Genomic DNA, 12,977 nt, shown 5'->3' on the forward strand with positions numbered 1-12,977 from the left:
GCCGCTTGTATAGGGCCTTTGACATCAAAGCGGGTTCTAGGGGGCAGGCGTACGTCAGGGTGTCCTTGGCCGAATCGGTGAAAAGTGAAATGTGCCCAAAACCGGGGCAAAGGCGCTGATCCAAATAGGGACCGTGAGTGAATTCCGTCTGAAAACCACAGAGAGTCGCGTCCATTGTGTGGACAGGAGGGCTTGTGATTCAGTCAAAAACCAGTGACGACATTTGCTTTGGGTTGGGTGCTGCCTTGGCCATCCTGCGCGGATACGGCAAGACGCTGTGGGCTGACCGAGCCATTTCAAAGGTAGATGGGGGATGGCTGTAGGTGTAGGCGAAAACGATAGCCGGGCTTCTGCCTCGGGTGGTGGTGGTCTGCGAAAGCGGCAGACGGCCAGGCATGTTTGTTTGGCTGGCACATAAGCGTGCGGATCAGGCAGTTGAATTTGTCATAGAGCCGTGTAGGAGGCCAGACAATAAACAGCTTATGATGCTTGCAGATCTGCTTGTCTTTGTTTCCCCTTGGAATACTTGTTATGTCTGATCCCAGCGGTTTTTCTCGTATCACGTCCACGCCTGAGTTGATTCCGTTCAAGGCTTATCAGGACGCCGGCCAGGCTTTGGAGCAGTTGCGCCATATCTACGATCGCAATACCGCTTTTTTGCGTGATTCTTTTGCCCAGTGCCTGGAAAGTGGCTTTCCACGCGGGCAGCGGTTCAGAGCCTGCTACCCTGCGGTGCGCTTGCGCGTCGATACCTATCAGGAAGTGGATAGCCGTCTGTCTTACGGGCACGTGGTTGAACCTGGTGTGTACATGACCACCATTACCGCCCCTGGCCTGTATCACGATTACTTGCTGGAGCAGTTGGAGTTGCTGCTGCGCAATCATGGTGTGCAGGTAGAAGTGGGCGAGTCATCCGTGCCTATTCCATTGCATTTCGCCCTGAACAATGGCGTGCAAACTACCGTGACGACTGTGCCCGAGTCCCCCGGTGACACCTTGCGTGACCACTTCGACGTGCCCGATCTGGCGTATATGGACGATGCCATTGTCAACGGCACGTGGGAGCGTGTGCATAACGAACCTTTGCCGTTGGCCCCGTTTACCGCGCCGCGTATCGACTACTCCTTGCATCGTTTGCAGCACTACAGCGCCACCCGGCCCGAGTACTTCCAGAACTTTGTACTGTTTACCAATTACCAGTTCTATGTGGACGAGTTCTGCCAGTGGGCGCGTGAAGTGCTGCAGGCCGACGAGCAGGGGTATATCGATCTGGTGGAACCCGGCAATATCATCACCCCGGCGGGCGCGAATGCTTCAACAACAGGTTCGCCCCTGGCCCGTGCGCCGCAGATGCCCTCTTACCATTTGCGCCGGGCTGATCACTCCGGCATCACGCTGATCAATATCGGTGTGGGGCCGTCCAATGCCAAGACCATTACGGACCACGTTGCCGTCTTGCGCCCTGCCGCCTGGCTGATGCTGGGCCACTGCGCGGGGTTGCGTACTACCCAGCGTTTGGGTGATTACGTGCTGGCACATGGCTATGTGCGTCAGGATCACGTGTTGGACGAAGATTTACCCACCTGGGTGCCTATCCCTCCCTTGGCTGAAATCCAGGTCGCTCTGGAGCAAGCCGTGGCCGAGGTGGCCGGGCTATCGGGTTGGGAACTGAAACGCATCATGCGCACGGGCACGGTGGCGTCCATTGATAACCGTAATTGGGAATTGCGTGACCACCACGAGCCGGTGCGACGTTTGTCGCAGTCGCGAGCGATTGCACTGGATATGGAGTCCGCCACGATTGCTGCCAATGGCTTTCGCTTTCGCGTACCGTATGGAACCTTGCTGTGCGTGTCGGACAAGCCCTTGCATGGCGAGCTGAAACTGCCGGGTATGGCCAGTGAGTTCTATGCGCGTCAGGTTGGCCAGCATTTGCACATCGGCATTCGGGCGCTGGAATTGCTGCGCGAGATGCCCAAGGAAAGGCTGCATTCACGCAAGTTGCGCAGCTTTCTGGAAACGGCGTTTCAATAAGCTATCGCAGTGCCTGTCAGTGTTTGCCAGCCTGGACGTGTTGCAAACTTGCAGTGCCGCTAAACCATCTTGAGCAGCTTGCCAACGGGTCATGCTGGCAAGTGGCGAACGGTCTACCGGTTTGTATTGCGGGCGGCAAGCTAGAAATTTTTTGCTTAAGCGCGTTGGTCGAACAAAAAAAGCCGGGCCTGAAATAGGCCCGGCTTTTAGTATTGCCAACCCAGTTATTTAGCGGCTGGCAGCAATGGCGTCACGCGCTTTCTTTACCAGATCTTCACCAATGGTTTTGGTCCATTTTTCGACCACACCTTCGGTTGCCTTGGCAAAGGCGGCATGCTGCTCAGGAGTCAGGGTGGTGATTTTCACACCGTGGCTTTCGATCTCTTTGAGCAGGGACGGATCTTCAGCCGTGATGCCGGTGCGCGCAATGACGATCTCACGTTTGCCAGCTTCCATAGCGGCTTCACGCACGATCTTCTGATCCTCTTCGCTCCAGGATTTCCACACATCGCGGTTCACCACAAACACCAGTGGATCCGACACGTAGTTCCACAGGGTCAGGTATTGCTGCTGCACGTCGTACAGCTTGGCACCGGCGTAGATGGACAGGGGGTTTTCCTGGCCGTCCACGGCCTTATTGGCCAGTGCTGGCTGTGCGTCAGCCCAGCTCATTTGTGTGGGGTTGGCGCCCAGGGCACTGAAGGTGTCCATGTACAAGGGCGAACCCACCACACGTAGTTTCAAACCCTTCATATCCTCAGGCTTGGTCACTTCGTGCTTGGAGTTGCTGAGCTGACGGAAACCGTTTTCACCCCAGGCCAGAGGCACCACACCGGCTTTCTCGATGTAGCCAAACAGATCCTTGCCCACTTCGCCGTGGATCAAGGCGTCGGTGGCTTTGGCATCGGGCTGAAGGAATGGCAGGGAGAACAGGTTCAGTTGTTTGATCTGGGGGGACCAGTTGATGGTGGAACCCACGGCCATATCAATGATGCCTTGGCGAATGGCGGTGAACTCGCGTGTCTGGTCGCCTTGCACCAGCGAGGTACCCGGGTAGATTTTGATATTGATGCGGCCATCGGTGCGTTCGCGCACCAGGTCGGACCAGATCACCGCACCTTGGCCCCAAGGGAAGGAGGTGCCCACCACGATGGACAGCTTGTATTCGGATTTGTAGGCGGCTTGCGTTGCCGGAACCACGGCCAGGGTGGCGGCTGTACATGCCAGAGCGGCCAGAATGTGACGGAATTTCATGGGTCAGGTCTCCCTTTCTATGAGTTGTGTTGCAGTCTTGTGGTTTTAGTTAAAACCCAGGTAGCGTGGCAGCCACAGGGCGATTTCGGGCTCTATGATCACTAGCATCATGGTGGTGCCCATACCCAGCAGCAACCAGCCTACCCAGCGCAGGGTGCTTTCCATGGGTACGCCTGCGATACGGCAGGCCACCATCAGGTTCACGGCGACGGGTGGGGTGAATTGGCCCAGGGCGACATTCAACGTCAGCAGAACCCCAAACCAGACGGGGTGCCAGCCAAAGTTGTAGGCAATCGGCATGAACAGCGGCACAAAGATCAGGAAGATCGAAATGCCATCCAGGAACATGCCCAGCACAATCAGCATGACAATCATCAATGCCAGAATGCCGTACTCGCCCAGACCGGAATTGATGATGGCATTGGTGACGGGGTCAATAATGCTCAGGGTGGATAAGGCCCAGGCAAAAATACCGGCCAATGCCACGACCATCATGATGACGGCTGATAGTTCGGCGGCTTCTCGCAGGATCAAAAACAGATCGCGGAACTGGATGGTGCGATGGATGACCATACCCACAAACAAGCCGTAGAACACGGCCACCACAGCCGCTTCAGTGGGGGTGAACAGACCCAGGCGCATACCGCCCAGAATAATGACCGGCGCAATCAGGCCCCAGGCGGCTTCTCGCAAACTACGCCAGAATGGCGGGCGCGGCAGTTCGGCTTCGGCCAATCCCAGCTTGTGACGACGTGACAGCCAGATAGCTGGAATGATCAGGCCTATCCCTGCCAGCATGCCTGGAAACATACCGGCAGCAAACAGGGCCGGTACCGAGGCTTCCGGCACCAGCACCGAGTAGATAATGAACGCAATAGACGGTGGAATCAGAATGTCAGTGGCAGCACCCGCGCCCACAATACTGGCGGCAAAGGGGCCTGGATAGCCCGCGCGTTTCATCGCGCCGATCATGACTGCACCTACGGCGGCGGCGCAGGCGGGGCCGGAACCGGAAATACCGCCCAGGAACATGGCCACACCAATGGCGACGACGGGCAGCATGCCCGGCCCACGCCCCACCAGCGCCACGGCAAAGTTCACCAGACGGCTGGCAACGCCTGAGCGGTCAAAAATGGAGCCCACCAGCACAAACATGGGGATGGCCAGCAAGGGGTATTTGGCCAGGCCGGCGTAAAAACTTTGCGGTACCGCCATCAGGCCAAACCAGTGCGTGTCCAGGTTCGACATCAGGATGGCAAACGTACCGCCTATGCCTAGCGATACGCCAACGGGTACGCCCACCAGCATCAAACCGATAAAGATGATGAACAGCAAGCTTGCAATCATGGTTTGGCCTGCCAACGACGGACCCACATGCCCAGTAAACGCAGACTCAGGGTTGTGGACAGGATGGGCAGCCACATGCTGTACCACCAGGTGGGCACGCCAATGGAGGGAGAGGTATCGCCCCACTGGAGTTCATCTAAGGCCATGCGGCCCGACAGAATGGCCATGCCAATAAAGAACAACAGGCTCATGCCAATGCTCAACAAGGCCAGGCGACGTTGCCGATGCTGTGTACCTGCATCGGCAAAGACTTCAATGCGAATATGCAAGTGGCGCACACAGGCACTGGCACCTGCATTCATGGTCAGGACCACCAGCAAGAAGATGGAAATTTCCTCGGTCCAGGCAAAGGAGCTATTGGTCAGATAGCGGACAAACACGTTGGCGAACGTAATTAAGGCCAAGGCCGCCATAATCAGGACCGATGCCCAGTCCTCTATTTGCAAAGGAATACGCAGGCCTGATTGGGTCGGCGTGGCAGCGTGATGGGAGGGTGTATCTGTAGAACTTGAATCCATGAGATCGGTCGGATTGGGCAATAAAGCTACATGCTAGCGGTCAAAGACGGGGCTGGCAGTGAGTAATTTCCCCCGGTGCACGAGCACTGACGGGCCATTGCTGGCCCTGAGGGGAGACGATAGGAATCGAGGGCGAGGGCACACGCGGTACGGGGTTGGTGCTTCGCCTAGCTGAGGAGGTGTAAAACCTGGCCCGGCACGACAGATGGGCCTGTGTGTGGCGCTCTGAGAGAGCCCGGCAGGGGTGTGGCCGGGCCTGCTGTGCGGGGCGATTAGCAAGGGTGCAGGCTGCCGGTGAGGCAGCCTGGGCTAATGCAAGCTGGGGGACAGCTTACTCTTTTTTACGGTCCTTTTTTCCCTTTTTGCCTTCTTTGTCCTTTTTGGACGATTTTTTGTCTTTATTTTTATTCTTGTGTTTGGCTTTGTCTTTTTTCTTCTTTTTGCTCTTTTTGTCTTTTTTATCTTTGTGCCCTGAAGACTCTGTATCGTCGTCCGTGTCGTCGTCTTTATCCTGATCGGGCTCGTCCTTTTCCACTCCCTGTTTAGGGGCGGCGGCTTGCAGATCAGCCGTTTTTTGCTTGACCGAGACAGGGGCTTTGCGGGCTTGCTCCATTTCTGCATCCAACTCGGCGGCCACGTCACGCAGCTCGTCTGCCACAGCCTGGGAGCGATCTGATTGCAGGGCAATCATGGTGCCACGGCATTGGGCTGCGCCACACAGACAGCGATAGTTCTGCTTGAGCTCTTCGGTAATTTCATCGTCGATGACCAGCGAGTAGTCATACAGAAGCTCTTGCCCGGCAGGGATATCGCGCATGGCCACAATGAACACGCGTGAGCCGTCTGCGTTCTCGTGACCTTCACAGTTGGGTGCGCAAGAGTGGTTGATCCAGCGCGAGTCGTTGCCCCTTTGGCCACCGTCCACAATTTTGCCGTTGCTCAATGCAAAGAAAAAAGTGTGAAAGGGCTCGTCGGGATTGACCGGGAACAGGGCATCGGCCTGTTCGGGTGTCAGCCGCTTGCCCGCGTATTGCAGAATGCGCGTTCCGGCAGGAATATCGCGCAGCGCAAAAACGCCATTGCCATGCAGTTTGGACGGTTTGACGACATGCCAGGGTTGGCGTTGAGTGACCATGGGGAATCAGCCTGTAAAAGGGGATAAACTGGACGGCGATCTCTATCTTACAAAACATGCAGGGCTACGCAACCATGTCACTTGAAACGACCGCCCATAACGGCGCGCAAATCTTGCTCGAAACCTTGATCGCTCAGGGTGTGGATACCATTTTTGGTTATCCTGGCGGAGCGGTGTTACCGCTCTATGATGCGCTTCATGCTCAACCGCGAATTCGTCATATTCTGGTCCGTCACGAGCAAGCTGCCGTACACGCGGCCGAAGGCTACGCCCGTAGCACCGGTAAACCTGGCGTGGTGCTGGTGACATCGGGGCCCGGTATGGCCAATACCACCTCCGGTTTGCTCGATGCCTTGTGTGATTCTATTCCTGTCCTGTGCATTAGTGGTCAAGTAGCGACCACCGCAATTGGGACTGCTGCGTTCCAGGAGTGCGATGCCATTGGCATTTCCCGCCCTGTGACCAAGTGGAATGCCCAGGTGCGTCGTATTGAAGATGTGGCTTCCTTGACAGCCAAAGCCTTGCGCCTGTGTACCCAGGGTCGCCCCGGCCCGGTGTTGCTGGACTTTCCCAAAGATATTCAGATCGCTACCCTGCCGGCTGCCAGCAGCGAATCACCCGTTCAGGAAGAGGCCGACAGCCTGTTGGCGCCTGCCGCTCCGGCCCCTGCTCAGGAAGCGGCGATCAAACGCGCGGCTGCCATGATCGCCCACGCTCGTCGCCCCGTATTTTACGGCGGTGGTGGCTTGATCAACTCCGGGGCCGATGCCAGCCATGCCTTCACCAGCCTGGTTCAGGAAACTGGCGCACCTTGCACGCTGACCTTGATGGGTTTGGGCGCTTATCCTGCGCGTGACGAACAGTTTGTCGGCATGCTGGGCATGCACGGCACCTTGGAAGCGAATCTGGCCATGCACCATGCCGATCTGATCATCTGTGTGGGTGCGCGTTTCGATGATCGCATTACCGGCCGCCTGTCCGACTTCTGCCCCCATGCCAGCAAGATTCATATTGATATCGACCCCGGTTCCATCGACAAGGTCGTGCGCGCCGATGTGGCCTTGGTGGGCGATTGTTATCCCCTGCTACGAGCCTTGCGCAAAGAGCTGTCGCACCACGAGTTGCCCGAAGGTCGCTTGAACGACTGGTGGCAGCGTATTGGCGTGTGGCGTGCGCAAGAGTGCTTGAACGTCACCCCGCGCAGTGATGCGATCTTGCCGCAGCATTTGCTGCAACGCTTGGATGCACATTTGGAAGGCCGTGATGCCATCGTGTCCACCGATGTGGGCCAGCATCAGATGTGGGCAGCACAATACATCAAGTTTGATCGCCCTCGCCGTTGGCTGACCTCCGGTGGTGCGGGCACCATGGGGTATGGCGTGCCCGCCGCGTTTGGCGCGCAGATTGCGCATCCCGACAAGCTGGTGGTGTGTGTCAGTGGTGACGCGTCGGTGCTGATGAATATTCAGGAACTGGCCAGCGCCGTACAACATCGCACGCCCATCAAGGTGATTCTGTGCAATAACCGCCACATGGGCATGGTGCGCCAGTGGCAAGAGCTGATTCATGATGGCCGTTACAGCCACAGCTATAACGAAGCCATGCCCGACTTTGTGGCCCTGTCTCGCGCTTTTGGTTGGGAAGCCGAGCGCGTGGAGCATCCCGATCAACTGGATGCCGCGCTGGAGCGCTGTCTGGCTCATGACGGCCCGTTCTTTCTGAACGTGGAAGTGCTGGCGCTGGAAAACTGTTTCCCTATGATGCCAGCGGGCTATGGCCATCAACAGGTCATGTTGTCCGAAGATAACTGGTACGTAGAAGAATAAGGTGTCGGCTGGGACACAGGCGTAAAAACCCCTATGTCCCAGCCCGGGCACTACGCATTAAATACACAGATCCATTCAGACAGGAGGGGCATGCATGATGTACCGACACATGAAGAACCGTCTTTTGGCCGCAGGTTTGATGCTGGGTTTGGGCCTGGCGGCGGGAGCGGCTACGGCCCAGACTTCCTTGAAGTTGGCCTACGCCTTGTCCACCAGCTCTCACTACGGAGCAGGCGCAAAGGCTTTTGCCAGTGCCTTGGAAAAGGATGGCAACTACACCATCGAGGCCTTTCCCAACAGCGCCTTGGGTGGCGAGCGCGAAGTCATTGAAGGCTTGCAACTGGGCACGATTGATCTGGCCATTGTCTCTACCGGCGCAACCCTGAACTTTGTGCCCAAGACCGGCGTGTTCGATATCCCTTTTCTGTTCCGCGACTTGCAGCATGCCCGCCATGTGCTTGATGGCAAGATCGGCCAGGACATGCTGGCTGAATTTCCCAAGCGCGGGATTGTGGCGCTGGCCTGGGGTGAGCAAGGTTTCCGTCACCTGACCAATAATGTGCGTCCTGTCACTACCCCAGCTGATGCCAAGGGTTTGAAGATCCGCACCACAGAAAACCCTATTCACATTGCCGCTTTCCGCGAGATTGGCATTCTGGCTACGCCCATGGCCTGGCCTGAAGTGGCGACCGCCCTGCAACAGGGCACCATCGACGGTCAGGAAAACCCCTTGTCTGTGATTGTGTCTGCCAAGCTGCCGCAGCTGCAAAAGTATTTGTCGCTGACGGCTCACGTGTATGGCCCGGCCTTGGTGCTGATGTCTCCGGCGGTGTATGACGGCCTGTCCGATCAGGACAAGCAGTTGATGAAAGATGCCGGCGTAACGGCTGCCCAGGCCATGCGCGATTACGTGGACGACATCGAGAAAACCGGCGCGGATGCCGTCAAGGCCGAAGGCATGCAGGTCAATGCGGTTGACCATGCAGCGTTTGCCAAAGCGGTAGAGCCAGTCTATCCCCAGTACTACAAACAGTTCGGCCAGGAATTGGTCGAGTCTATCCGTCAGGCTCAGTAAACGGCGCTCATCATGAAAGCGCTGCTGTCCGTTCTGGATAAGGGCCTGTTTCGTCTGGTGTCCTGGGTGACGCAGTTGCTGCTGCTCTCGGCAGTGGCGGCGGCGTTCTATCAAGTGATCGCCCGTTTCGTGCTCCAGTCGCCTGCCGACTGGAGCGAAGCCTGGTCGCGTGCCGCCCTGATCTGGACGGTCATGCTGGGGCTGTGTCTGGCCTTGCGGCAGGGCGCCATGCTAAGCGTGGATGTGCTGCGGCTTTGGGTCGGGCAGCGGGCGCAGCACTGGCTGGATGTGGCCGTGCTGTTTACTTGCCTGGCTTTTTTCGGCCTGCTGACCTGGGTCGGCATTCAAATGACCTGGCGGGTGCGATTTCAGACCATGCCCAGTCTGGAGTGGTCCATTTCCTGGGTGTATATCGCGATCCCGATTGGTGCTGTGCTGGCCATTCTAGGGCTGCTGGCCCGTTGGCTGGAAAAACCGGCACCCGCTGTGGTGGATCACACGCAGCTTTGACCCTTTGTCCTTAAAGCACCACCGAACGTTGGATGCCAGGCAGGCATCTGTTTAGACCGGAGAACGTATCGTGCCCCAGATCATGCTTGTGTCCATGCTGCTGTTTTTTGTATTGACGGTGCCCGTGGCGATTGCCGTGGGGCTGGCCAATATGGCGGGGGTGGCGTGGGAGGGGCGCATGACGTTTCTGGTGATCGCCCAGCAGTTGTATGCGGCCCTGGATAAGTACCCTTTGGTGGCCGTGCCTTTCTTCATCCTGGCGGGCAACTTGATGGAATCGAGCGGCATGTCCAACCGCATGGTGGAGTTTGCCAAAAGCCTGGTCGGTGGTGTGCAAGGTGGCTTGGCCTGCAGTTGTGTGCTGACCTGTATGATTTTTGCTGCTGTAGCCGGTTCCAGTGTGGCAACCACCTTTGCGGTGGGAGCGATTCTGATTCCTGCCATGGTCCGGCACGGCTATCCGGCGCCGTTTGCGGCGTCCTTGCAGGCATCTGCGGCGGAGCTGGGAGTGATTATTCCTCCTTCCATTCCCATGATTCTGTTTGCCGTCTCAACGGATACGTCGGTGGGCGAACTGTTTGTCGCGGGGATTGGTCCTGGCTTGTTGATCGGTGGTGTCTTGATGCTTTACGTGTGGCTGTATGCGCGCCGTCATGGACTGGGCCTACAAGATGGAGTGGGTCGTTTGGGCGTCTGGACGGCCTTTCGTCAGGCGTGGCTGGCCTTGCTGATGCCGGTCATCATTCTTGGTGGGATCTACGGGGGTATTTTCACGCCGACTGAGGCTTCGGCTGTGGCGGTAGTCTATGCCTTGATCGTCAGCATGGTGATCTATCGCAGCGTTAAGTGGAGCGATTTGTCCAAGGTGCTGCATCGTTCCGTGGTGTCCACGGCGGTCATTATGTTCATCATTGCCAATGCCGGTGTATTTGGTTTTTTGCTCAATCGCACTGGCATTCCAGCCGCTTTGGGCACATGGTTGGGAGAGTTGTTTAGTAGCCCCGTGCTGTTTTTGATGGGGATAAATGCCGCCTTGTTCGTGGTAGGCATGTTTGTCGAGACCTCGGCCTCAATCGTGGTTCTGGCTCCGCTCTTGTTGCCGGTGGCTGTGCAGTTTGGCATTGATCCGGCGCATTTTGGCATCATCATGGTGGTCAATCTGGCATTGGGAATGATAACGCCGCCCTTTGGCGTGAACTTGTTTGCCGCCTGCTCGGTGGCTGGGATTTCCTTGGAAAAACTGATACGTCCCCTACTGCCTTTTGTAGTCGTCATCCTGGCCTGCTTGATGCTGATCAGCTATGTGCCAGAAGTCAGTTTGTTGGCACGAGACCTGGTGTACCGTTGATGAATTGTCTGCTTTTCTGAGCACTGTTCATGAGCTACTTTCTCCTGCTGTTGATCCATCTTTTGGCTGCGATTTTTTTCGTCGGCACGGTGTTTTTCGAGGTGCTGATGTTGTCGCCTCTGGCGCGCCATGTCTCCCGGCCATCGATGCGGGAGTTCGAGCATGCCTTGGGGCGACGGGCGCGCCGTATCATGCCTTGGGTCTTGTTATTGCTTTACGGTGCGGGTTTGAGTCTGGCCTGGCAGCATCGGGCCCTGTTTGAGGTGGGTGGGGCCCGTGCCTGGATTTTGGGCTTGAAAATCGCCTTGGCGTTAAGTGTATTTGGACACTTCCTGTCCGTCATGGTGATGAGCCGGCGCAAGACCATGACGGCGCGGCGCTCACGGATTATTCACCTTAGTGTTTTTGCGCACGTTTTATTGATTGTGGTGCTGGCAAAGGCGCTGTTTTACTGGCCGCTTTAAGGTTCGGGCTGTTGTCGTCTATGCCAAAACCTGACAACTGTCCGCTTTCTATTGGCGTTTCCATATGCTGCGCTATTGCTATGTTGATATTGATGTACAGCCGTAAATCTGGCCGGTATAAAGACCGGAAAAAAAGGCGGCAAATATACGTATATTAACTAATGTAAAATTCATATAAAATCTATTAATATCAATATATTGAGATGTGATCGCAAGCGGAATTTAAGGCGGCAAAAAATGTATGATTCTCCTCATCAGTTCGACCCTCTTGTTCCGGCGAGCTTACCTCAGGCTTTGATCGAGAAAGCGGCCGATATTGCTCGTGATGCAAGCCGTTTGGCGGGTGTGGCTCACCCGCGCGCGCGTGAAAGTATTCGTGAGCTTGTACGATCCATGAACTCGTACTACTCGAACCGGATTGAGGGACAAAGTACTCATCCGATCCATATTGAGGATGCTTTACACAAGCAGTTTTCAGATAAACCAGACGTTGCTCGACTACAGCGCGTCGCGTTGGCGCATATCCAGGCGGAAAAAGATCTGGAGGAGTTGCTTGATCAAGGAGTGTCTCCGATGAACTCGGAGTTTCTGCTGATCGCTCATGAGAAGTTGTACTCGCAACTGCCTCAGGAGGACCGGCTTACCGAAGATGGCCGAGTCATTATTCCTGGCAAACTTCGAGAGGAGACGGTGCAGGTTGGCCGACACATTCCTCCGGTCGCCACATCTTTACCCCGTTTTATGAAGCGCATGGACGAGGTCTATGATCAAAGCCATTCTTGGGATCGACGACTTATTCTGGTCGCCTGCTTGCACCACCGTGTCACATGGGTGCACCCCTTTTTGGATGGTAATGGCCGCTCTGCCCGCTTGCAGACGCATTGTGCTCTTTGGCCTTTATCCGAAGGCTTGTGGTCGCCCAGTCGAGGGCTGGCCCGTGCCACGCAAGACTATTACGTTCATTTGAATAATGCAGATTCGGCCCGCCGTGGGGATTTGGACGGTAGAGGCAATTTGAGCACTGCCGGTTTGAATGAATGGATTGAGTTCTTTCTTGGTATTTGCCAAGACCAAGTGAAATTCATGGGACGTATGCTGGATTTGGATGATATGAAGCGACGCATTGAGGCGCTCATCATATTTCGCCACGCTCATGACAAGGAGGTGCGTAAAGAGGCTATCTTGCCTCTCTATCATTTGTTTGCAGCGGGTCCTCTCAAGCGCATGGAGTTTGCGCAGATGACGGGTTTAGGCGAGCGTACAGCACGCTCCTTGATGTCGAAGCTGTTAAAAAGCGGCTTGCTTGTCAGTGATACTGCATCTGGGCCAGTGCGTTGGGGCTTGCCACTTGATAGCTTGCAGTTCTTGTTTCCGGAGTTATATCCGGAAGCCGCAACCAAGCCGGATTAAGTCTCGCTATCTTGTCAGGCGATATGGCGTTGTATAAAAAAATGGCCCCCCAAAAA

Annotated in this window: 11 protein-coding genes; 7 read left to right on the forward strand and 4 right to left on the reverse strand. The window is 56.2% G+C overall.

All coding sequences use genetic code 11. The annotated features are described in order from the left end of the window. The first annotated feature begins 531 nt into the window (after positions 1-531). Positions 532-2,034 (forward strand): AMP nucleosidase, encoded by a 1,503-nt coding sequence (locus CA948_RS00680; protein WP_108727053.1) that lies wholly within the window; start codon positions 532-534, stop codon positions 2,032-2,034. Between the two features lie 228 nt (positions 2,035-2,262). Here CA948_RS00680 and CA948_RS00685 read toward each other — a convergent pair whose 3' ends face one another. The 4 genes from CA948_RS00685 to CA948_RS00700 all read right to left on the reverse strand — a co-directional run bounded on the left by CA948_RS00685 (position 2,263) and on the right by CA948_RS00700 (position 6,288). Beyond that, positions 2,263-3,288, reverse strand: a complete 1,026-nt coding sequence (locus CA948_RS00685) for a DctP family TRAP transporter solute-binding subunit (RefSeq protein ID WP_108727054.1) — start codon at positions 3,286-3,288, stop codon at positions 2,263-2,265. Between the two features lie 45 nt (positions 3,289-3,333). After that, complete coding sequence (locus CA948_RS00690) at positions 3,334-4,635, reverse strand: TRAP transporter large permease (RefSeq protein ID WP_094195223.1); 1,302 nt, start codon at positions 4,633-4,635, stop codon at positions 3,334-3,336. Then, complete coding sequence (locus CA948_RS00695) at positions 4,632-5,153, reverse strand: TRAP transporter small permease (protein WP_108727055.1); 522 nt, start codon at positions 5,151-5,153, stop codon at positions 4,632-4,634. Before CA948_RS00695 ends, CA948_RS00690 begins: the two co-directional genes overlap by 4 nt. Before the next feature lie 331 nt (positions 5,154-5,484). Continuing rightward, the gene (locus CA948_RS00700; RefSeq protein WP_108727056.1) at positions 5,485-6,288 is read right to left on the reverse strand and encodes an SET domain-containing protein; all 804 of its coding nucleotides are present in this window, start codon (positions 6,286-6,288) and stop codon (positions 5,485-5,487) included. A gap of 56 nt (positions 6,289-6,344) precedes the next feature. On the opposite strand from CA948_RS00700, the gene ilvB reads away from it, so the two are divergent. The 6 genes from ilvB (at position 6,345) to CA948_RS00730 (ending at position 12,921) form a co-directional block, all read left to right on the forward strand. After that, positions 6,345-8,114, forward strand: coding sequence for a biosynthetic-type acetolactate synthase large subunit (ilvB, locus tag CA948_RS00705; protein WP_108727057.1), 1,770 nt, complete (start codon positions 6,345-6,347; stop codon positions 8,112-8,114). Between the two features lie 109 nt (positions 8,115-8,223). Next, on the forward strand, positions 8,224-9,189 hold the full coding sequence (locus CA948_RS00710; protein ID WP_162496920.1) for a TRAP transporter substrate-binding protein: 966 nt from the start codon (positions 8,224-8,226) through the stop codon (positions 9,187-9,189). Positions 9,190-9,201: 12 nt separating this feature from the next. Further along, complete coding sequence (locus tag CA948_RS00715) at positions 9,202-9,699, forward strand: TRAP transporter small permease (RefSeq protein WP_108727059.1); 498 nt, start codon at positions 9,202-9,204, stop codon at positions 9,697-9,699. A 94-nt stretch (positions 9,700-9,793) separates the two neighbouring features. Beyond that, positions 9,794-11,047 (forward strand): TRAP transporter large permease, encoded by a 1,254-nt coding sequence (locus tag CA948_RS00720; protein ID WP_420866732.1) that lies wholly within the window; start codon positions 9,794-9,796, stop codon positions 11,045-11,047. A 29-nt stretch (positions 11,048-11,076) separates the two neighbouring features. Beyond that, complete coding sequence (locus CA948_RS00725; RefSeq protein ID WP_108727061.1) at positions 11,077-11,511, forward strand: CopD family copper resistance protein; 435 nt, start codon at positions 11,077-11,079, stop codon at positions 11,509-11,511. A 237-nt stretch (positions 11,512-11,748) separates the two neighbouring features. Beyond that, positions 11,749-12,921: a Fic family protein gene (locus CA948_RS00730; RefSeq protein ID WP_094195231.1), complete on the forward strand. Its 1,173-nt coding sequence runs from the start codon at positions 11,749-11,751 to the stop codon at positions 12,919-12,921. Positions 12,922-12,977: the final 56 nt, after the last annotated feature.

Source organism: Alcaligenes aquatilis (assembly GCF_003076515.1).
GTDB classification, from domain to species: domain Bacteria; phylum Pseudomonadota; class Gammaproteobacteria; order Burkholderiales; family Burkholderiaceae_B; genus Alcaligenes; species Alcaligenes aquatilis.

Coding starts and splice junctions, on each gene's coding strand:
- ilvB (WP_108727057.1), top strand. CDS start 6,345: ATGCAGGGCTACGCAACCATGTCACTTGAAACGACCGCCCATAACGGC.
- CA948_RS00715 (WP_108727059.1), top strand. CDS start 9,202: ATGAAAGCGCTGCTGTCCGTTCTGGATAAGGGCCTGTTTCGTCTGGTG.
- CA948_RS00695 (WP_108727055.1), bottom strand. CDS start 5,153: ATGGATTCAAGTTCTACAGATACACCCTCCCATCACGCTGCCACGCCG.
- CA948_RS00680 (WP_108727053.1), top strand. CDS start 532: ATGTCTGATCCCAGCGGTTTTTCTCGTATCACGTCCACGCCTGAGTTG.
- CA948_RS00725 (WP_108727061.1), top strand. CDS start 11,077: ATGAGCTACTTTCTCCTGCTGTTGATCCATCTTTTGGCTGCGATTTTT.
- CA948_RS00730 (WP_094195231.1), top strand. CDS start 11,749: ATGTATGATTCTCCTCATCAGTTCGACCCTCTTGTTCCGGCGAGCTTA.
- CA948_RS00690 (WP_094195223.1), bottom strand. CDS start 4,635: ATGATTGCAAGCTTGCTGTTCATCATCTTTATCGGTTTGATGCTGGTG.
- CA948_RS00685 (WP_108727054.1), bottom strand. CDS start 3,288: ATGAAATTCCGTCACATTCTGGCCGCTCTGGCATGTACAGCCGCCACC.
- CA948_RS00720 (WP_420866732.1), top strand. CDS start 9,794: ATGCTGCTGTTTTTTGTATTGACGGTGCCCGTGGCGATTGCCGTGGGG.
- CA948_RS00710 (WP_162496920.1), top strand. CDS start 8,224: ATGAAGAACCGTCTTTTGGCCGCAGGTTTGATGCTGGGTTTGGGCCTG.
- CA948_RS00700 (WP_108727056.1), bottom strand. CDS start 6,288: ATGGTCACTCAACGCCAACCCTGGCATGTCGTCAAACCGTCCAAACTG.